The following is an 18,880-nucleotide window of genomic DNA, read 5'->3' on the forward strand; positions in this document are numbered from 1 at the left end:
CAGCAAATCCCGAGCCGATCAGAGCTCACCGACCGAACAGGAGGCCACCCCCGCGGCACTGACCGCCTGAACCATCACATCGAAGAATCACACGACGACGTCGTACACCACGCCCCTGGACTTGACCATGACCGAACATCCGTTCCGGCACGCCATACGCGCCTTGACGGGCGGCGAAAGTCCTGAGGACGCTCAGATCAGGCATGCCGCTTGGGTGGCCCGGTGTGTCGGTCGTGGTGCGGCCGCTCCCTTGTCGGCCGCCGATGTTGCTGCCCTCGCCGAAACCCTCGTGTCCAAGGAGTTCACCGCCGGCACGGTGCTGTTCGCTGCCCAACAACCGCCGTCCGGAGTGTGGATCGTGCGACAGGGACAGATCGAACTCACCGTAGGTTCAGGGCGGCGGCGTGTCGTTGTGGACGTGCTGAGGGCAGGGGACGTCGATGGCGACATCGCACTGCTGCTGGAGATGCCCCTCGCCTACACTGCCCGTGCGCTGGACGACAGCACCTGTCTGTGCCTGGATCGCAACGCCTTCGAAGCATTGCTCGCTTCGCATCCCAACATTGCTCGTCGCTGGTTGTCATCGGTGGCCCAACGCGTGTCGACCGGACAGGGTCGGCTTGTCGCAATGCTGGGCCGGACACTACCGGCTCAGGTCGCGAAGCTACTGCTCGACGAATCTGTCGATGGCTCAGTCGAACTCGCGCAGCGCACGTTGGCCGCCATGCTGGGGGTGCAACGGCCGTCGTTGAACAAGATTTTGAAGGAACTCGAACGGGATCGACTCATCGCCATCCATTACGCCGGCATCGACATCCTCGATGCCGAAGGTCTCGGCGCCAAGGCCGGGTAGCCACGGCCGCAGTACCAGGAGGTAACGCACTGATGGACGTTGAGATCCTCGTCGTGCCGGACTGCCCCAATGAGCAGCCTGCGATAGATCTCCTGGGGCGAGTGCTCGCCGATGCCGGACATCCGAGCGAGATCCGCATCTCGGTGATCCGCACCGAAAAGCAAGCCGAGCGTCGGGGATTCCGTGGCTCGCCCAGCTTCTTCGTCAACGGAACCGACCTCTTCCCTACGCGTGATCCCGGTTCGGCGATGGCGTGCCGTATCTATCCAACGCGAACCGGCCTGCACGGACTGCCTTCTCGTGACGATCTGATCAACGCTATAAGGACGTTGCTGGTTCACGGCGAGGGCTAGCAGAGAGCCATGCAGAGCGACAACCGCTTTCGAGACGACTTCAGTCTGTCCGGAAGACGACGACACAGTGAATGGGTTCTCAAAGCGGGGCCACATTCGCCTCGGTCAAATCAATAGACGGGAAACCCTCTGTAATGAACGAGATCTCGACAGCCGATAGTGGTGCGGCGCCTGCCTTCGATCATCTGCGTGCGCTCTTCATCAACTGCACATTGAAGAAGTCACCTGAGCGCAGCCACAGTCAGGGTCTGGTTGACATCAGTGCCGCACTGATGGTCAGACACGGCGTGGCGGTGGACCAGATCCGGGCGATCGATCATGACCTCGCCACCGGCGTCTACCCCGACATGACCAAGCATGGTTGGGACACTGACGAGTGGCCAGCCCTCTACGAGCGCATCATGGCCGCCGACATCCTCGTCCTCGTCGGTCCGATTTGGCTTGGCGACAACAGTTCGGTGATGAAGACCGTCATCGAGCGGCTGTACGGATGCTCGGGGATACTCAACGACGCCGGGCAGTACGCCTACTACGGCCGCGTCGGCGGGTGCCTGATCACCGGTAACGAGGACGGGATCAAGCACTGCGCCATGAACATTCTCTACAGCCTGCAGCATCTGGGCTACGTGATCCCGCCACAGGCTGATGCAGGCTGGGTGGGACCTGCCGGCCCGGGCCCGTCCTATCTCGACGAAGGGTCCGGCGGCCCGGACAACGACTTCACCAACCGCAACACCACCTTCATGACCTACAACCTGATGCACCTCGCCTCGCTGCTGCGCGCAGCCGGTGGAGTTCCCGCGTATGGCAACCAGCGGGCACACTGGGATGCCGGCTCACGATTCGGTTTCGCCAACCCCGAGTACCGGTGATTGAGGTCGCTGAATTGGCGTGAGCGCTCCGACGGTCCAGTGCAACGAAGAGTTCGCCTCAACCAGAGCATGTGTCAGCCAGAGAACAGTTCGACGACCGATCGCTGACTGTCAGCGCATCCTGATTACAGGTCATGAGGGCGCCGAGGAGTCGGAGCAGCAGCCTCACACCTGCCAATCGAGAGGCGGCGCAATGAAGCGTTCACGTTTCGTCACGATCACCGTGTGCGTTCTGGCTGCAGTGGGTCTGGGCTCAGCGTCCCCGGTGGTGACGGCTCCGGCCGGTCCCCCGACAGCGCAGGACACCATGGACTCACTCCATGCCGGTGGCTACACCGTCGTTCTGAAGCAGGTGGGCGTCGCGCCGCTCACCGAGTGCAGTGTCACCAAACTTGGTCCCGACCACACGGCCTTCGATGCCGGCGCCGGTGCTCCTGCAGTCTGTCTCCATGTCAGCTGCTGAGACCGGGGCACCACGGTTTCCGGAGCGACCTTCCATAGCGACACTGTCATTTCGATGACAGTGCGCGGGCGCTCGTTGCGTCGATGCTGCTTGGCTGACCGCATCCACCCCAAAGAGATGAAAGGTTCTGCGAGTGAGAATCAGGTATGCGCTGGCGCTGCTGGGCACAGTCGGATTGATTGCCGGGTGTGGTGGGACCGGCGGCGACGCCGCCTCGGCAACGTCGAGCGTGCCTCCCGCTGAACAGCCGGCGTCGTCAAGCGCCCCGGCAGTCCCGACGGAACTGGACTTCACCGCCAAGACGGTAGGTGGGCCGGAGTTCTCCGGACAGTCCCTGGCCGGGAAGCCCGCGGTGTTCTGGTTCTGGGCGCCGTGGTGCCCGACCTGTCAGCGGGAGGCTCCCGACGTCGCCAAAGTCGCACGGGCCAATCCCGACGCCACGTTCGTCGGGGTGGCGGCGCTGGATCAGGAGCCGGCGATGCAGGAGTTCGTCGACAAATATGATGTCGGCTTCTTCACCAACATCGCCGATGTCGACGGCGCGGTATGGCAGCGCTTCGGTGTGACGGCGCAGCCGGCGTTTGCGTTCGTCGGAGCGGACGGTTCCGTCGATGTCGTGCGCGGCACGCTGGGCGAGCCTGCGTTGAGCACCCGGGTTTCGACCCTCGTCAACCCCGATGGATAGTGAAACGATCGCGTTCGCGATGGCCGCTGGTCTTGTCGCGGCGTTGAATCCATGCGGTTTCGCCTTGCTCCCAGGCTATCTCGCGCTGGTGGTCGCCGGCGAGGGCGACGCGCCTCCCAGCCGCGTCGCCGCTGTGGGTCGCGCGCTCACCGCGACGGCGATGATGGCGGCAGGGTTTCTGGTCGTCTTCGGATCGTTCGCGCTGATCCTCGCGCCGTTCACCGCGGTGATCCAGCAGTATCTGCCGGTCGTCACCGTGGTGATCGGGGCCGCCCTGGTCCTGCTCGGTGTCTGGATGCTGAGCGGACGGGAGGTCACCCTGCTGCTCCCCAAGTCTCGAAGCGGCGCGCCCACGGCGCGGCTGAGGTCGATGTTCGGCTACGGAGTGGCCTATGCCGTGGCCTCACTGTCGTGCACCATCGGCCCGTTCCTGGCGGTCACCGGCTCGACGTTCCGGACCGGTTCGGTTCTCGGCGGTGTCGTCGCCTATCTGGCCTATGCCGCGGGCATGGCGTTGCTGGTGGGGGTACTGGCCACCGCGATCGCGTTGGCGGCTTCGCCGGTCACGGCCTGGCTGCGGGGAGCGACAAGCTATCTGACACGAATCGGCGGGGTTCTGCTGCTCGCGGCGGGCGCCTACGTGGCCTACTACGGCTTCTACGAGCTGCGCGTGATCCGCGGCGGTGACGCCGCGGATCCGATCATCGAGGCCGCCGCGCGCGTTCAGCAGGCGCTGTCCTCAGCGGTCGGCGCCGTCGGAGTTCTGCCCATCGTGGCGATTCTCTTTGGCATTGTCGGTGCCGCAGCGTTTTTCGGGTGGCGGCGGGTTGTCGCTCGGCGCCGGCGCACGGCTGACGCCGAGCAGAGCTGAGCGGTATGCATGTCGGCGAAGGAGGATGATGCATGAATTCCACGGGTTACGTCGATGGCATCGAGGTGTTGTGGCGGCCGGGCTGCCCGTTCTGCAGCAGCCTGCGTAGAGGATTGCGGCGACGCGCGATAGAGACGACCGAGATCAACATCTGGGACGATCGCGGCGCCGCGGAACGCGTGCGCGCGGTCACCGGTGGTGACGAGACCGTCCCCACGGTGTTCGTGGGGACTGCAGCGTTGGTCAATCCGAGCGTGCGAGAGGTCGTCGACACCGTCAGGGACCAATTCGGTTCGCGAGCAACCGAACTACTGGGCAGCGATCCGGAGTCCGTTCGACGGCCGTGGTGGTCACGGTTGTTCGGGCGCCAATCGGGTTGACACCCAGGGTCACAACAGCACTGCGAGCACCGCCATCAGTGCTGCCGTCAGCACCGCCATCGCGATCATGGCGGCGACGCCGCGGTAGCGAGGCGCAAGAAAGCCGAACGACTTCGAGATGCCGATCATCGCGGCGAACGGCGGTGCCACCTTCCACGTATCCAGGGCCGCTCCCCGGCCGGCAGTATCGAACGCCTGCCCGGCGTAACCGGTCATTCGGGCCATTGCCGCAATGGTGTGGCCCACCTCAGCGCGGGGTGGTCGTTGACCGGCTGCCGCGGCTGCTACCGCTTCTTCGATGGCGGGGGTGATGTTGGACCAGTGGGCGCGGAACGTGATCCGGCCGGCTGAGTCCACCAGGTAGGCCGAACTCGGCCGGGGGCCGAAGGCTCGGTGCAGTGTGCCGTCGAGGTCATCGGTGGCGACCTCGAACGGCAACCGGTGGTGCGCCTTGAGTTGTGCCGCGTGTTCGGCCTTCTGATACTCGGTCGTAGGTTGCGGGGTCGACGCGCCCGGATGTGCCTCGCGGACGTTGACCATGATGAACCGGACCCGGTCGCCGTACCGGGTGGCGAGTTCACGCAGACCGTCGCCGGCGCTCTCGGTGACCGGGCAGGTCAACGATCCGAACACGATCAGAGCAGGGCGGCCGTCGCGGCGGAGGCTGTCGTTGTCGATTTCGATGCCGTCGGTGGTCGTGATGCTGAATGCGGGAATCGTGTCACCCGGACCGGGGTCGGAGTCGGGGATCCGCATGTCGCGCAGCACCATTGCCACGGTGGGATGGTCAAAGCGGTAGCCGGCACCGGTGCCGATCGCGTTCACGGTCACGCCTCCCAGACGCGGCCCGCGAACGCTTTGTCGACTTCGGTGTGGAACAGGTGGTTGGAATAGTTGCTGATCGTCTTGACCGAGATCGCCAGCAGCACCTGCAGGACGTCGGTCTCGGTGAACCCCGCGGCGAGGAAGGCGTCGAGATCGGCGCCCGTGGGTAGCCCACGGGATTCGACCATCGCGGTGGCGAACGTCGCCAGTGCGTCGAGGCGGGCATCCGGCAGGGTGCGGCCGTCGCGCAGCGCGTCGGTGATCTCCGTCGGTACCTTGGACATATCCGCGAGCATGCTGTGGGCGGCGACGCAGTATTCGCAGCCGTTCGTGCGGCTGATCGCCAACAGCACGGTCTCCTGCTCAGCGGGGCTCAGCCCCGAGTCGCTGCGAAACGCCTCGTATCCGGCCATGTAGGTCTCCAGCAGTCCCGGCGCATTCGCCATGTTGCGGTACATGTTCGGCAGGAAACCCTGCTTGGCCTGAGCCTTGGACAGTACCGCGGCGATCGCCGGGTCGGCGTCGTCGATGTCGCGGGACGGCAGCGTGAGGGCGCGTTCGGAGTGGACCATAGCGGATCGCTTTCTACTCGATTTCAGGAGTGAATGCTCCATAAAGCCGAATTGTGTAGTATTCACTCCGAAATGTCAACGGACTCTGTCACCCCACGACGGCGCGGCCGTCCGCGCGCATTCGACCTCGATGCCGCTACCGCGGCGCTGGAGCAGGCCTTGTGGCGCCGCGGCTTCCGGTCGACGAGCGTGGAGGAACTCGCTGCAGACGCCGGGCTGAGCCTGTCGAGCCTGTACGCCACGTTCGGAAGCAAGCAGGGCGTGCTCGACGCCGCCCTCGCGCGCTACGAAGACGGAATGAGCGGCATCATCGCTGACCTCGAATCGCCTCGCCGCGGTCTACCCGACATCGAACGGTTCGTCCGCCGGGTGCGCGCCGTGCTCGATGACCCCAACTCCCCACGGGGCTGCTTCATGGTCAACACCATGGTGGAGGTCGGCGACGGTATTCCCGAGGTGCAGCAGCGCGTAGCGGCCTACCGCCGCAGGATCGAGCGAGCGCTCAACGGCGCTCTCGAGTTGGCGGAGGCCGACGGTGACATCGAATCGGGATCATCGCAGGACCGCGCCCGGCTGATCCAGGCAGCGCTGTTCGGCGCATTCGCGGCCTCCCGGGCGGGCGACGCCGCCGCGGCCCGCGCGGGCCTGCACGCGATCAGTCGCGAGCTTCGCCGATGGTCAGCAGCGGTGCGCGACTAACGCCCTGTCGAGCACGCATCAGTCGTGCACGTCGGGACCGACCCGACCCGGATCTGAATGTGCGCACCCCGTACCGACCGTCGTCGCACGTCGACAAGGGCCGACTCCATCGGAACCCACGGGTGTGCATCGATGTCCGAGCCACCGAGTAGGCACGCCAACTGCGCGAGCGGACTCCACAGGCGGGCGCGCCCGACCGGCCGCTGCATGTCCACCACCGCCACCCGGCCACCCGGGCGCGTGACCGCCACCATCGTCGACAGTGCCCGCGGCCAATCCGCCATGAGAGACAGTGCATAGGTGCTGATGACGGCGTCGAAGCCGCTTGCCATGTCCGGCACGTTTGCGTCCAGTGCGGAAGCGTCGGCTTCGACGAGTCGGACATTCGTCCAACCAGCGGAGAACGCGCGGCGTCTGGCCTGTTCGAGCATCTGCGCACTGGCGTCGACGGCGGTGATCGATCCGCTCGGTCCGATTCGGTTCTGAAGAAGGGGAAAGTTCAGCCCGGTACCGCAGCCGATGTCGAGGACATGGTGGCCCGGTCGCAGCGCCATGAGGTCGATCGCGGCCACGCGCCCGGCCCGGTACACGGGCCACTCCGCGGAGATCAGGTCATAGAACCTCGCCGAAGAGCGATAGCGGCCTGTTCTTGGCATCGGGAGTCCGTTCGTCAGAATCTCTGGCAAGTTGTCCTATACGGGAACACTGTCAGCCCCCCGCCGGGTTCCCTCACAGTGGACCCACCGCAGATCGGCGAGCACGACATGCAAGCGGACGCATTCCGACGCTACGTCGAACCCGAAATCGAAGTGCTGCTCAGAGTCGCGCGCACCCTCGTGGGGTCCTCAGACGTGGATGACCTGGTGCAGGAGACCCTCATGCGAGCATGGCGCGCCATGGACCGATTCGACGGCCGCTACCCCCGGGCGTGGCTGTTGACCATCTTGCGGAACACCAACATCAACATGGGTCGACGGATGCGCCCAGACAGCGTGGATGACATCGCGTCGTACACCGACGCGAAGCCAGCCTTCGGAATCACCCCTATGAGCACCGAGGAGCAGGTGATGGCCGCCTTCCTGCCAGATGATCTTGAACGTGCCGTGCAGAGTTTGGACACCAAGTTCCGGACCGTACTGCTTCTGGTCGACGTCGACCAACTGACCTACGCCGAGGCCGCCGAGGCCCTGGGTGTGCCCGTAGGAACGGTGATGTCGAGACTCAGCCGGGCACGCGAACGTGTCCGCCGGCATCTGCAGCCGAATTTCGAAGCAGCGAGCGCGGGGAGGCAACCATGATCAGGGCCGTTCGGATGATGGTGACGTGCCACTGGTCAGCACGCCGAATCCAGCGCTACCTCGACTCCGATCCCGCCGCACTCCTGGACCCGAGCGAAATCCGACGACTGGAAGCGCACCTGGCCCAATGCGACAAGTGCAGCACCGCCGCGGCCGAATTCCGTCAGATCAATTCGGCGCTGTCACGCTGGGCACTGCGACGGATGCCCGATCGGCAAAGCGTGTCCCACATGCACGACGTCGTTGACCGCCTCGTCCGCGGTGAGCTGCAGTGACTCGTGCAGCCCACCCCGACTTGTTGGTGGTCGGTGGCGGAACCGCGGGCATCGTCGCGGCGAAGACGGCCGCCGGCTTCGGTGCGAAAGTCGTCTTGGTCGAACGCGATCGCACCGGCGGGGACTGCCTGTGGACCGGGTGCGTGCCGTCGAAGTCGTTGATCGCCGCGGCAGCCGCGGCCACAGCCGTCCGTCGAGGATCCGCATTCGGGGTCACCGCAACGGACGTGACCGTCGATTTCAAACAGGTGATGCAGCACGTGCGGGAGGCCATCGCCGCCATTGCCCCGGTCGACTCCCCGAAGGCCCTCAGCGACGCCGGCGTGACGGTCGTCAAAGGATCGGCCCGATTCACCGACGACGGCACCGTCGCGATCGGGGAGCACGTCATCGCGTTCGCTCAGGCGGTGCTCGCCACCGGTGCCCGCCCGACCGTGCCAGGCATACCGGGTCTGGAGACCGTCGACTACCTGACCAGCGAAACGGTCTGGGACCTCACCGAACTTCCGCGCCGGCTCTTGGTGCTCGGCGGCGGCAGTGTCGGCTGCGAACTCGCCCAGGCCTTTGCGCGGCTGGGGTCTGCGGTCACGCTCATCGAGTCAGCGCAGACCCTCGTCCCCCGCGAGGACCCGGCCGCGGCCGCCGCGCTGACCGCGTCAATGTGCTCCGACGGAGTCGAGGTGCTGACCGCTGCCACCGCGGAGTCGATCTGCGAGCACACCGTCACCCTCACCGACGGTCGCCGCGTCGATTTCGACCGTGCGCTGGTCGCCGTCGGTCGCACACCCAGGTCCGATGCACTCGGCCTCGAGACGGCGGGAGTGACGCTCGATGAGCGTGGCTATGTCCACGTCGATGCTCAGCTGCGCACGTCGAACCCACGGATCTGGGCCGCCGGCGACCTCACCGGCCACCCCCAATTCACCCACACGGCGGGAATGCACGGCAGCATCGCCGCCACCAACGCGATCCTGGGCCTGCGCCGCACCGTCGACACCACCGGAGAACCCCGCGTCACGTTCACCGACCCCGAGATCGCCGTCGTCGGAATCGACCCCCGAACCGCCCGGCGCATAACAGGATTGCGCGTGCAGACCCTGTCGCACAGCCACCTCGATCGCGCCATCGCCGAGGCCGACACCGGCGGACTCACCCAACTCGTCGTCGACCGCAAGCACCGCATCGTCGGCGCCAGCATCGTCGGACCGCGGGCGGGCGAGACGATCGGTGAAATGGTCCTGGCAGTCAAGCACGGAATGCGCACGCGCGACCTCGCCGGCGCCACACACCCATACCCGACCTACAACGACGGACCGTGGAACGCCGCGATCGCCGACGTCCGAGCACAGCTGGGGCGGGCGACGACAGCCCGGCTGATCGGGATCCTCGTCCAGCTGCGACGGACCTGGCTCCGCTTCCGAAGCAACTAGCGAAAAACACTGGGGCCAGTCGGGAAGGGCGGGCAGCCATCACCGGGTTTCCTCCACGAGGGGATGAATTCCCCCGACACCAGACACCAGACACCACGAGGGAGCACCACCATGTCATCCACTACCTCAACGCAGGTCGAGATCAAGGCCGGATTCGGCCGAACGCTCATCGTCGGCGCTGTCGCCGGTGTGATCGGTTCTCTGGTCATGGCGATGTTCGCCATGATGGCCGCCGCCACCTACCAGCACACCGGTTTCTTCACACCGCTCTACCACATCGGTTCACTGCTCTTGGATCCGTCGACGATGATGGCGTCGATGGAGCAGGGCATGGCTGGTTCGAACTTCTACTTCGTGTTCGGTCCCGCCGTGGTGGGCGCACTCATCCACATGATGGTGGGCGCGATGTACGGCGTCCTGTTCGCAGTGATCGTCCGTATGGCGAAGCTACGCGGCATGATGCTGCTCCTGGCTGGAATGATCTACGGTGCAGTTGTTTTCGCCGTCAGTGCGTGGGTCGGACTCCCCTTGGCCGCGACGATCTTCTCCGCCGGGGACCCGATCACCAACATGGCCTCCATGGTGGGCTACCCCACGTTCCTCGTCGAGCACATCATGTTCGGTGTCGCGACGGCGTTCGCACTGCTGCCGTTCACCCGGAACCGCAGCGCCTAGCCCGATCCTTCGGTAGCGGGTCGGGACGGGGGGTCGAAGCACGCCCCCGTCCCGCCCCGCTCCCGCATTGGAAACAACTTGCCCCCAACGGATGAGGAAGAGGACGCTCATGGCCAGCGCCACCGCACGTGTCGGAGACACCGTGATAGCCACCACCGACGATCCCGTGATCGTCGAAGGCAACGTGTACTTTCCCGAAAGCGATATCGCCGAAGGCGTTCTCGTCGCGAATAAGGCGAAGAGTCTGTGCTTCTGGAAGGGGATCGCCAGCTACTACGACGTGGCTGCAGACGGCGCCACGCTGCGCAGCGCAGCGTTCACCTATCGGCGCCCGTCCCCGTTGGCGCGGCGCATCAAGGGCCGAGTGGCATTTTGGAATGGCGTCGAGGTCAGCACCGACCGGACCGCGCGTTAGACCCGGTGATGCCGGGCCTGGTCGAGTACCTCGTCGAAGGTCCATTGGTCGTTGGCGTGAAACCCGTACTTGCAGGCCAGGATTCGGCCGTTCGGGGCGATGAGGAAGTCGGCTGGCAGCCCGGTATGGCCACCGTCTCCGGTATCGGACTGCGGTGGCAGATGGCGGTTCCAGCCGCGCGCCGCAGCGGCCCAGGCGCGCGGATCGGCGATTGATCGCATTGATCTCTCCACCCCGAATTCGCGGTACAGCTTCCGTTGCGGGTCAGCGATGAGTACGAAGGGCAACGTGTCCTGATATGGCGTCATCGCCTCGGTCGTCGAATGGAATACCGCGATCTCCCGCACCCCTGCGGCCTCGAGTTCGTCGTGGCGTTGGCCGAATGAGCGCAGGTGCAGATTGCAGATCGGGCAGCCCGCGTAGCGCCGGAATTGCAGATGGGTCAGACGTTGCGGGTCGGGTAGCGTCACGGGCCCGGAGCTGACCGTGTCCACTTGGCGCACGTCAACGCTGTCGCCCGGTGCGATCCTGCTCGGGTTTCGCGGCATCACTGACCTTCCTCTAGCACTTGTCCTGAGCTTCAAGACAATCAGCGTGGTAGACCCTGACGGCTACACAATGTCAGCCCGCAGACATTGTCTACCACGGCTGGTCCGAGATCGGCCTATGAAGTGTCACCGCCGGGCAGCACACGCCGCGCAGAGAGGTATCCGATGCTGGCGACGCAGAACGGCACCAGGAAATTCACCGCGACCCGAATCCACGTCCCTCCGTCGCCATCGCCGTGCGTGATGACCGCACCTTGGTTGACCAATGACAGGACTATTCCGACGAACAGCGCGGTGGGTCCAGCGGTTCGTACCGTGGACCCGCGCAGGAACATCGCCACAGCATCGCGCGGCCGACTCCACGTGCGACCGGCCGACACCGCCACGTCAGCCGAAACGGTCGATGATCGCTGCGGCGATCCGGCCGGGTTCGTCTTCTTGCATGAAGTGGTTGGCTCCTGGTAGCTCGACGACCACGTGATCGGGGAAGGTGGCGCGCATCCGTGGCAGCGTCTGCGCGGGTGGAAACGCGAAGTCCTTCATGCCCCAGACGAACAGCGCCGGTTTGGACCCCAGCGTCTCGGGCACTTCGTGTTCGAGGCGTTGCAGCAGTGGTCGGGCGGCCAGGATCTGTTTGGGCAGCTCTGCGACACCCCGTCGCGCCTCCGGTGACGGTTGGACGGCCCGGTAGTGGTCCATTTCCAGCGGGGTCAGCGTTCGACTCGTCCCCACCGGAATCATCCTCTCGACGAAGAAGTTCCGGTTCAGGATCGCGCGCTGCATCGGATGGCTGGACATCACCTTGCTGAATGCCTTCATCCGCAGTGTGTCAGCCGGCCAGAACCACGTGTTGCCCAGTACGACTCCACGTACCCGGTCAGCGCGGGCCGTGTCGACCGCCATCGTGACCGGGCCTCCCCAGTCCTGTCCCATCGACAGATAGCCGTCCAGACCCAGGAAGTCCACCAGCTCGCCCACGATGCGGGCGTGCTCCTGCACGGTGTAGCCGTAGCCACTCGGACGGTCTGATAGTCCGAAGCCCAGGTAGTCCGGGGCGATGCACCGGAACCGGTCGCGCAGGCCCACGATGACGTCCCGGTAGAGAAAGCTCCACGTCGGGTTGCCGTGACAGAGCAGAAGCGGTGGACCACTGCCCTCGTCGATGTAGTGAACCCGACCCTGCGAGCTGTCGAACCATCGCGATGTGAAGGGGTAGAGGTCGCGGTCCGGTGAGAAATCGAGTGTCATGCGAAGCCGCCGAGCCAGGTGGTCACGGCGTACAACGCTACGTACGTGCCGACCGCGACCGCGAGCACCCCCAGCAGTCGCCACCGCCGTTGACGCACGCCGGCGAGGCTGCACTGATTGCGGCGCCTCAGCGATACCCAGACGAGCAGGCCGAGGACGGCGACGCCGCCGAGGCGGAACCACCACGCGTAGTTGTCGTACAAGTCGTTCGCCCACACGAATGCCGTTCCAGCACTGATGATTCCGAACACCGCGAGGACGGTGGGGCCGACACAGCACAGAATGCCCACCAGCCCGCTTACGAATCCGATGCCCCACATCGGCAGCCCGTCCGACTTGACGAGTCGTCGCCTTCGGACAGGTACGCTCAGCGACGCTTTGCTCATGGCTTGCCGCGCAGCCATGCTCGCGCTCGGTCGGCGACCGAGGCAGCCTCGTCCCTCTCGATCCGCACTCCGCGCCAGAACGCGACGTGATCTTTGATCTGGCGCGCCCGGCGACTCGGACTCGGGTAGTACCACCCTGCCTCTGGGTTCACCTCACCGCTGACGGTCACCGTGTAATAGTGGGCCGTACCTTTCCACGGACACACGGTTGTCGCCGAACTTTCCGTGAGGTATTCGCGGCGGAGCGCCTCCGGCGGAAAGTAGTCGTTGCCCTCAAGGCGCACGGTGTGCACCGCCTCGGCCAACACTACGTCGTTCCACACGGCTCGGATCATCGCGGCGACCCCCTTGGTTCGGATCCTCTGCACATCAGACGTCACGCGAGAGCCGGCGCGCGGGCAATTGTCAGCACGGTGACAGACCCGCCCGACCGCGCACCAACTCCCATTCGTCGCGACCGGATGTGCGATTCATCCACCCTGTTCAGCGCGAGCCTATTTCGGTGAAGGATCACCGTCTGGTGGGAAACCGTGAAGGGAGACGAACGTGTCCCGGCCTGTCGTCGCCGAGGCTGGGTCAGGCGCAGGGGAACAGTTGCGCGGCGCTGGCCTTGCGTGCCCAGAGTTCGGCGAAGGCGACAGAGATGTCGTCCAGCGCAGGGGCGAGGGGTTCGATCCGGCGGGTGACCAAGGCGTCGTCATCGGTCGCCGCCACCGGATGCCAATAGACGCCGTCGGCGGTGACGGTAACCTCGGGTACCAACGATTCGCGGGTGATGGCCACGCCTTCGGATGCCACGCCCTCGCGGGCGACCGGCCGCACCACCTGATCGTCGGGCGCGATACCGAGCTCGTCGAGCAAGCGGTGGAAGGCGGCCAGCTCGCCCGGGGCCGGCGCGGCCACGGTGGCTGCGACCCGCACACGAAATCCCAGGCCGAGCGCCAGCTGGATTCCTTCCACCGCCTTGGCCCAGCTTCCCTGTCCGCGATGCGCGTCGTGGAGCTCCGGGGTCGCGGAATCGAGGCTGATCTGCAGCGCCACATTGTCCCTCGGGATGGCCTCGAGCTCGCGTAACCCCCTGCCCCGGAACACCATTGCGTTGGTCAGCACGGTGGTCGGCAGCAACGCGGCGCAGCTGGCGACGATGGTGGCGATATCGGGCAGCAGGAACGGCTCGCCGCCGGTGAGAAAGATCTCGCGCACCCCCCAGGCCGCCGCCTCTTTGGCCAGCCGGGCGATCCGGTCGGCCCCGAGCTCGCGGCGCGGGGTCTGCGGCGAGGATTCCACGCAGCAGTAGTCGCAGGCGAGGTTGCAGTGGAAGTTGGTGTACATCCACAGCCGAGCGCCCGGCATCCGATCGGGGCCGAGAACCAGCACCGGATCGGCGGGGCGGCCGCGCCGCACCGTCAGTGTGCCCCTCCCCGACCCGTCCAGGCTCGCGTCCACTACGGTGTTACCGCTTCGCGCGCACCACTTTTCGGCGAGCTCTCGGTCAGCTGCCGACGCGACGGTGATCTCGCCGACGGCACCGTTGGCCAGTGTGGCCATCAACCTCATCAGGTCGAGGATCACCACCGAGGGTCGACCCCCTGCTCCTCCACCGCGGCGAACAGTGGCTTGTACCCGTCCAGGTGCGGACTCACCCAGCGCCGTAAGCCTTCGAGTTCGAGGATCCTGCGGTGCTCGGGGTTGTCCCAGTCCATCGCCAGCAGCTTGTCGACCCACGGGGTGTACCGCTCGGCCGGCAGGGTGTCGAGCGCGGTGAACATGCAGTGGCAGTACCCGTCGGTCCGCCACACCTCTTCGAGGGTGCCGGCCATCAGCTCGTCACGTCCCATCGCTTCCCAGGTGCTGCTGCCGATCGCGGCGACGTCGGCCTCACCGGCCAACACGGCCTCGATGGCGTCGAGCTCGCTGCGGCCGGTGTCGCCGTGTTTACCGATATCGGTGTCGAACCGGATGACCTGTATGTCCGATGCCGAAACACCGGCGCGGGCGAGATAGTGCAGGGGCAGGATCGCCGCATGCGCGGAGTCGGCCGAGCCGAGCGCAAGCCGCTTGCCCGCGATCGCCATCGGGCCGGACAGCCCGCTGCCCGATGGCGCGACGAAGACGGTGGTGAATCCCACGTCGGTGTCGCGCTGCGCCAGGGCGACGCAGTGGCCGTCCGTCTGCATCACCGTCCGCACGTAGGCCAGGTTGGTGTTCCACGCGACGTCGATGTGCCCGGCGATCAACGAGGTCACCAGCCGCCCGTAGTTCGAGTAGAGGACAAAATCCATGGCCGTGTCGGGGTGGCCTGGATTGTCGAAGTATTCGCGGATGCCCTCCCAGATCGGGACGACATTCGGGGTGTAGGCCACGGCGCCGACGATCAGTGGGTTGCTCATCTTGTTCTCCTGCGTCAGAAGAGTGGAAGGCCGGTGGCGACCTTGCCGTAGAAGTCGTAGAGCACGTCGGCGGTCGGCGCCATCACCGCTCCCGCCCTCGCGTCCCGGAAGGCCCGTTCGATGGGGAGGTGCTTGGAGAAGGCGGCGCCGCCACACACCCGCATGGCGGATTCGGTGATGGTTAGAGCGGCGTCGTTGGCGGATGCCTTGACCCCGAGAACGAAGTCGAGCGTCTCCTCGCCCGGTGCGCTGACGCTGGCGGCGGCGCTGTGCAGATAGGCGCGCTGAGCCGCGAGAGCCGTTCCCATTCTTGCGATCTGCGCGCGAATCGTCGGCAGGGCCGACAGCGACTCGTCGCGGTGTTCCAGCCTCGCACCGCCGACATGCGAGACAGCGGCGGCGTAGGCGGCGCCGGCGAGTCCCAGCGAGACGGCGGCGTTGCCGAGATTGAACCACGGCAGCACCGTCTCCATCATCATTCCGAACCCGGCGGCCTGTTCTCCCAGCCGCAAACCGACAGGCAGCGTCGCATCGAGCGCCATCGGCGAGGATGCGTTACCGCGCAGGCCCATCCCGGTGAACGGCGCGACGACGGACAGGCCACCGACAGACTTGGGCACCGCGAACAGGTCGACCTCGCCGGCGACTCCCGAGGTGGATCCAGCGGACACGACGTACACGTCGGCGTAACCCGCCGAGGTGACCCAACTCTTGTCGGCCCGCAGCTTCACCGAGTCACCGTCGTCGGACAACGCGCCCGTCGACACCGGTGCCCAGAAGTGCGAACGGGAGCCCCTCTCGCTGAACGCCAACGTACCCAACGCCTCACCAGACGCCATGAGGGACAACAACTCCGGTGCGCCAGGGGGCGGCGCGGCGGCGACGCACACGGCGGCGGCGGTATGCATGAGGTAGATCATCGCCGTGGAACCGCAGGCGGCTGCCAACTTGCCCACGACATCGACAAGTTCCCTCGGGCCGGCGCCGAGGCCGCCGACCTCCTCGGGCAGGACGAGCCCCAGCAACCCGCTGCCGCGCAACGCATCAACCGCCGCCGAGGGAAACGTTCCCGCTGCGTCGACGTGATCGGCGTTCGCCTCGGCGACCGTGGTGACCTGATTCAACGCGTCGGTCGAATACATGGTTCAAGACGATACGCGAAGAGGGCGCGCGCCGACGGCTATTACTGCGGCGCAGACGAAAACTGCTGCAGTGCTGGGATTTCCACCCAGCCATACCTCCGCGCGGCCGAGCTGCACATAGATGGACAGCGCGGCCGCCGCCGCGAGAGCCGCCGCAGCCAGGGAAAGGGGCTGGATACGCACGATAGCTGCGGCGAGCATCAGACCCGCGACTCCGAGCAGCACCAGTGCGGCGAGCATGTTGTAGTCACCGAGGAACAACTGCAGTGGCGGGTAGCCGACGCCCCGCCCACGCGGCGCGACGAACTCGTCACCGAGCGACTTGACTCCGGCGATGAGTGCGATCAGCGCGAGAATCACCCCCCATCCGCCGAGTAACCGCCTGGCAATCGGCACGGGGTCTCCGGCGATGCGGGCGGCGCGGACCGCGTCCACCGCGGCGTACTGCGCGCTCGGCGCGAGCAGCAGCACCAGGTGGATGCCGAGCATCATCGCGTACGCCCAGGGCCATTCATTCGGTGCTTGCGCCACCGACAACCCGATCGCCAACGACTGGCCGATGCCGATCAACGCAGCCAGCCGAACAGCGGTTCCGGTCAGCAGCAACACCGGCAGCAGCGTCTCCACCACCAGCACCAGCCACCCGAACGGCGTGAAGTTCGGCAGCACAAGGTGTTCGACCAGCCAGCTGTACGGCGGGAACACCGGATGATCCACCGCCAGGTGCGTCCAGAACCAGAGCCCGGTGCGGCGCTCCTCACCGAAATCAGGGGGCACCTTCCACCACACGTGCGCCAGCCACAACAACCCCGCCACGACCCGCAGCACCGCAAGGCCGACGCCGCCCGCCCGCGCAGGTGGGGGTGTCGGCGAGAAAACGAGGTCGAGCGCCCTGCGCGGGCTCGGCGTAGTCATACGATCAGTCTCACCTTCGTTTCGCGGCTCGCAGGCAGGTTTGGCACTGACACCCTTCTGCCCACTCAAGCGGTCTCCAGCCGCCGCGGGCCGTCAGACTGTCATCGCGATGACAGTGTCCGTTTGCGATTCACCTCAACAAACCACTGCGCGCCTCGGCGCTCCGCACGCCAAGGACATCGACCGACAGGCCGCGTGCCTCGATCCCCTTGACCCACCACAGTGCCCCGGCAACCGCGCCGATCAACCAGAACAGTCCGAGCACGACGAACACCGTAGTCAGGTTGAAGACCACCGCGACCTCGGCGAGCAGGATCTGCCCCATGACCGCGCCGATCCGGCCGACGGCGACCGAGGCGCCGATCCCCGTGGCCCGCAGCTCGGTGGGAAAGATCTCCGAGAAGGTGGGATAGGCAGACACCCACGCGCAGGTCGCGACGAAGGCTGCAACGGTGAAGGCCACCAGGACAAGGGTTTTCGAGCCCGTCGAGGCGGCTGCCGCGCATCCCAACATGCTTGCGGCCGCAGCGGCGTAGGAGACCGTGACCGTGGGGCGCCGCCCGACGGCGTCCAGCGCCCACGACACCAACAGACCACCGAAGAAGGCTCCGACGTTGGCGGTCAGAAAGTAGTACGGCAGTGCGCTGTCACTGATCGGAACCGCACCGGTGGCCGAGGAGAACACGAAAATGCTCATCGCGGTGAACAAGCCGTAGTAGCCGGCCGCCTCGGAGAAGTCCAAGGCCATCCCGAAGAACAACTTCGGCCTGTGGTTGACCCACAGTTCGCTGAGCGCCGAACGGGTCCCGCGAGGCGGACCGGCCACAACGTAGCCATCCGCACTCGTCACGCCGGTGATCGCGGTGACCACCCTGTCGGCCTCATCCAGGCGCCCTTGTGCGGCGAGCCAACGCGGCGACTCGGGTATGAGCCTGCGGGCGATGACACCGTAGACAGCGCTCAGCACCCCGAAGAGCATCGTGTAGCGCCAACTTAGTCCGAAGGTGGAGATGACGAGGATGGAGACCAGGCTCGCGAGGATCCCGCCGATCGCCCAGAAGCTCATCACGAGCCCATTGCTGCGGCCCCGACTGCGGGACGGGGTGAACTCGGCGATCGCCGAGGTGATGGCCGAGTACTCACCGCCCACGCCTAGCGCGGTGATGAAGCGGAACAACACGAAGATCTCGTAGGACGGGGCGGTCGCGGTCGCCACCGCGGCGAGCGAGTACAAAATCAGGGTGGCGACAAACAGTTTGCGCCGTCCGACACGATCCGCCAGATAGCCGAATCCCAGCGCGCCCAGCGCGATCCCGGCGAACCAGACGATGTTGATCAGCACGGCCTGCCGGCCGTCGAGATTGAACTCGGCCTGGATTCCCGGGATGACCGAGCCGATGATCTGCACCTCGAATGCGTCCAGCATCCATCCGATACCGAGCGCCGCGGCGATGCGGGTGTGCATTGGCCGCCAATCGGACTCGTCGAGCCGTCGTGCCATCGGATCCTCCCGCCGCCAGGGTCGACGCCACCCTAATCACGGCGTGTGAGGCTTCTCCCCGATGTGGTCAGCGTGCTGACAATG

The 18,880-nt window shown here is 66.0% G+C and carries 26 protein-coding genes; 13 read left to right on the forward strand and 13 right to left on the reverse strand.

Features of this window, described 5'->3' with window-relative positions; translation table 11 throughout:
• Nucleotides 1–127 precede the first annotated feature (127 nt).
• The 7 genes from HPC46_RS27615 to HPC46_RS27645 all read left to right on the forward strand — a co-directional run bounded on the left by HPC46_RS27615 (nucleotide 128) and on the right by HPC46_RS27645 (nucleotide 4,477).
• A complete protein-coding gene (locus tag HPC46_RS27615; RefSeq protein WP_179475365.1) occupies nucleotides 128–853 on the forward strand; it encodes a Crp/Fnr family transcriptional regulator in 726 nt (241 codons plus the stop codon).
• A 32-nt stretch (nucleotides 854–885) separates the two neighbouring features.
• Nucleotides 886–1,206 (forward strand): hypothetical protein, encoded by a 321-nt coding sequence (locus tag HPC46_RS27620; RefSeq protein WP_179475366.1) that lies wholly within the window; start codon nucleotides 886–888, stop codon nucleotides 1,204–1,206.
• Nucleotides 1,207–1,340: 134 nt separating this feature from the next.
• Complete coding sequence (locus tag HPC46_RS27625; protein WP_179475367.1) at nucleotides 1,341–2,078, forward strand: flavodoxin family protein; 738 nt, start codon at nucleotides 1,341–1,343, stop codon at nucleotides 2,076–2,078.
• Nucleotides 2,079–2,271: 193 nt separating this feature from the next.
• The gene (locus HPC46_RS27630) at nucleotides 2,272–2,541 is read left to right on the forward strand and encodes a hypothetical protein (protein WP_179475368.1); all 270 of its coding nucleotides are present in this window, start codon (nucleotides 2,272–2,274) and stop codon (nucleotides 2,539–2,541) included.
• A 139-nt stretch (nucleotides 2,542–2,680) separates the two neighbouring features.
• Complete coding sequence (locus HPC46_RS27635) at nucleotides 2,681–3,226, forward strand: protein disulfide oxidoreductase (protein ID WP_407665571.1); 546 nt, start codon at nucleotides 2,681–2,683, stop codon at nucleotides 3,224–3,226.
• Nucleotides 3,219–4,097 (forward strand): cytochrome c biogenesis CcdA family protein, encoded by an 879-nt coding sequence (locus HPC46_RS27640; RefSeq protein WP_179475370.1) that lies wholly within the window; start codon nucleotides 3,219–3,221, stop codon nucleotides 4,095–4,097. The genes HPC46_RS27635 and HPC46_RS27640 overlap by 8 nt, the downstream gene beginning before the upstream one ends.
• Nucleotides 4,098–4,129: 32 nt before the next feature.
• Complete coding sequence (locus tag HPC46_RS27645) at nucleotides 4,130–4,477, forward strand: glutaredoxin domain-containing protein (protein WP_179475371.1); 348 nt, start codon at nucleotides 4,130–4,132, stop codon at nucleotides 4,475–4,477.
• 9 nt (nucleotides 4,478–4,486) lie between these two features.
• Here HPC46_RS27645 and HPC46_RS27650 read toward each other — a convergent pair whose 3' ends face one another.
• Both HPC46_RS27650 and HPC46_RS27655 read right to left on the reverse strand, forming a co-directional pair.
• Nucleotides 4,487–5,308, reverse strand: a complete 822-nt coding sequence (locus HPC46_RS27650; RefSeq protein WP_325096793.1) for a peroxiredoxin family protein — start codon at nucleotides 5,306–5,308, stop codon at nucleotides 4,487–4,489.
• Nucleotides 5,305–5,874 (reverse strand): carboxymuconolactone decarboxylase family protein, encoded by a 570-nt coding sequence (locus tag HPC46_RS27655; protein WP_179475372.1) that lies wholly within the window; start codon nucleotides 5,872–5,874, stop codon nucleotides 5,305–5,307. The genes HPC46_RS27650 and HPC46_RS27655 overlap by 4 nt, the downstream gene beginning before the upstream one ends.
• A gap of 72 nt (nucleotides 5,875–5,946) precedes the next feature.
• Between HPC46_RS27655 and HPC46_RS27660 the strand changes: the two genes are divergently transcribed.
• Complete coding sequence (locus HPC46_RS27660) at nucleotides 5,947–6,573, forward strand: TetR/AcrR family transcriptional regulator (RefSeq protein ID WP_179475373.1); 627 nt, start codon at nucleotides 5,947–5,949, stop codon at nucleotides 6,571–6,573.
• On the opposite strand, the gene HPC46_RS27665 is transcribed toward HPC46_RS27660, so the two are convergent.
• Nucleotides 6,570–7,229, reverse strand: a complete 660-nt coding sequence (locus tag HPC46_RS27665) for a class I SAM-dependent methyltransferase (protein WP_179475374.1) — start codon at nucleotides 7,227–7,229, stop codon at nucleotides 6,570–6,572. The two genes, HPC46_RS27660 and HPC46_RS27665, sit on opposite strands and share 4 nt — an antisense overlap.
• A 78-nt stretch (nucleotides 7,230–7,307) precedes the next feature.
• On the opposite strand from HPC46_RS27665, the gene HPC46_RS27670 reads away from it, so the two are divergent.
• The 5 genes from HPC46_RS27670 to HPC46_RS27690 all read left to right on the forward strand — a co-directional run bounded on the left by HPC46_RS27670 (nucleotide 7,308) and on the right by HPC46_RS27690 (nucleotide 10,666).
• Nucleotides 7,308–7,871: an RNA polymerase sigma factor gene (locus tag HPC46_RS27670; protein ID WP_325096794.1), complete on the forward strand. Its 564-nt coding sequence runs from the start codon at nucleotides 7,308–7,310 to the stop codon at nucleotides 7,869–7,871.
• Complete coding sequence (locus HPC46_RS27675; protein ID WP_179475375.1) at nucleotides 7,868–8,146, forward strand: zf-HC2 domain-containing protein; 279 nt, start codon at nucleotides 7,868–7,870, stop codon at nucleotides 8,144–8,146. The genes HPC46_RS27670 and HPC46_RS27675 overlap by 4 nt, the downstream gene beginning before the upstream one ends.
• On the forward strand, nucleotides 8,143–9,576 hold the full coding sequence (locus HPC46_RS27680; RefSeq protein WP_179475376.1) for a dihydrolipoyl dehydrogenase family protein: 1,434 nt from the start codon (nucleotides 8,143–8,145) through the stop codon (nucleotides 9,574–9,576). Before HPC46_RS27675 ends, HPC46_RS27680 begins: the two co-directional genes overlap by 4 nt.
• A 111-nt stretch (nucleotides 9,577–9,687) precedes the next feature.
• On the forward strand, nucleotides 9,688–10,251 hold the full coding sequence (locus HPC46_RS27685; RefSeq protein WP_179475377.1) for a hypothetical protein: 564 nt from the start codon (nucleotides 9,688–9,690) through the stop codon (nucleotides 10,249–10,251).
• A 109-nt stretch (nucleotides 10,252–10,360) separates the two neighbouring features.
• Nucleotides 10,361–10,666 (forward strand): DUF427 domain-containing protein, encoded by a 306-nt coding sequence (locus HPC46_RS27690; protein ID WP_179475378.1) that lies wholly within the window; start codon nucleotides 10,361–10,363, stop codon nucleotides 10,664–10,666.
• Here the strand turns inward: HPC46_RS27690 and HPC46_RS27695 are convergent.
• The 10 genes from HPC46_RS27695 to HPC46_RS27740 all read right to left on the reverse strand — a co-directional run bounded on the left by HPC46_RS27695 (nucleotide 10,663) and on the right by HPC46_RS27740 (nucleotide 18,796).
• Nucleotides 10,663–11,214 carry a peroxiredoxin-like family protein gene (locus tag HPC46_RS27695; protein WP_179475379.1) on the reverse strand — a complete coding sequence of 184 codons (552 nt, stop codon included), beginning with the start codon at nucleotides 11,212–11,214 and terminating at the stop codon, nucleotides 10,663–10,665. The two genes, HPC46_RS27690 and HPC46_RS27695, sit on opposite strands and share 4 nt — an antisense overlap.
• 116 nt (nucleotides 11,215–11,330) lie before the next feature.
• On the reverse strand, nucleotides 11,331–11,549 hold the full coding sequence (gene nrtS / locus HPC46_RS27700) for a nitrate/nitrite transporter NrtS (protein WP_179475380.1): 219 nt from the start codon (nucleotides 11,547–11,549) through the stop codon (nucleotides 11,331–11,333).
• Between the two features lie 52 nt (nucleotides 11,550–11,601).
• Nucleotides 11,602–12,462, reverse strand: a complete 861-nt coding sequence (locus HPC46_RS27705) for a haloalkane dehalogenase (RefSeq protein WP_179475381.1) — start codon at nucleotides 12,460–12,462, stop codon at nucleotides 11,602–11,604.
• Nucleotides 12,459–12,848 (reverse strand): hypothetical protein, encoded by a 390-nt coding sequence (locus tag HPC46_RS27710; RefSeq protein ID WP_179475401.1) that lies wholly within the window; start codon nucleotides 12,846–12,848, stop codon nucleotides 12,459–12,461. Before HPC46_RS27710 ends, HPC46_RS27705 begins: the two co-directional genes overlap by 4 nt.
• The gene (locus HPC46_RS27715; protein WP_179475382.1) at nucleotides 12,845–13,183 is read right to left on the reverse strand and encodes a DUF427 domain-containing protein; all 339 of its coding nucleotides are present in this window, start codon (nucleotides 13,181–13,183) and stop codon (nucleotides 12,845–12,847) included. The genes HPC46_RS27710 and HPC46_RS27715 overlap by 4 nt, the downstream gene beginning before the upstream one ends.
• A 241-nt stretch (nucleotides 13,184–13,424) precedes the next feature.
• Nucleotides 13,425–14,423 carry an Rv1681 family radical SAM protein gene (locus tag HPC46_RS27720; RefSeq protein ID WP_179475383.1) on the reverse strand — a complete coding sequence of 333 codons (999 nt, stop codon included), beginning with the start codon at nucleotides 14,421–14,423 and terminating at the stop codon, nucleotides 13,425–13,427.
• Nucleotides 14,417–15,238: an Rv1680 family SBP-like protein gene (locus tag HPC46_RS27725; protein ID WP_179475384.1), complete on the reverse strand. Its 822-nt coding sequence runs from the start codon at nucleotides 15,236–15,238 to the stop codon at nucleotides 14,417–14,419. The genes HPC46_RS27720 and HPC46_RS27725 overlap by 7 nt, the downstream gene beginning before the upstream one ends.
• Nucleotides 15,239–15,252: 14 nt before the next feature.
• The gene (gene fadE16, locus HPC46_RS27730) at nucleotides 15,253–16,380 is read right to left on the reverse strand and encodes an Rv1679 family acyl-CoA dehydrogenase (protein ID WP_179475385.1); all 1,128 of its coding nucleotides are present in this window, start codon (nucleotides 16,378–16,380) and stop codon (nucleotides 15,253–15,255) included.
• Between the two features lie 3 nt (nucleotides 16,381–16,383).
• Complete coding sequence (locus HPC46_RS27735; protein ID WP_179475386.1) at nucleotides 16,384–17,295, reverse strand: Rv1678 family membrane protein; 912 nt, start codon at nucleotides 17,293–17,295, stop codon at nucleotides 16,384–16,386.
• Between the two features lie 130 nt (nucleotides 17,296–17,425).
• The gene (locus HPC46_RS27740; RefSeq protein ID WP_179475387.1) at nucleotides 17,426–18,796 is read right to left on the reverse strand and encodes an MFS transporter; all 1,371 of its coding nucleotides are present in this window, start codon (nucleotides 18,794–18,796) and stop codon (nucleotides 17,426–17,428) included.
• Nucleotides 18,797–18,880: the final 84 nt, after the last annotated feature.

Source organism: Mycolicibacterium vinylchloridicum, assembly GCF_013404075.1.
In the GTDB taxonomy this organism is placed as follows: Bacteria; Actinomycetota; Actinomycetes; order Mycobacteriales; family Mycobacteriaceae; genus Mycobacterium; species Mycobacterium vinylchloridicum.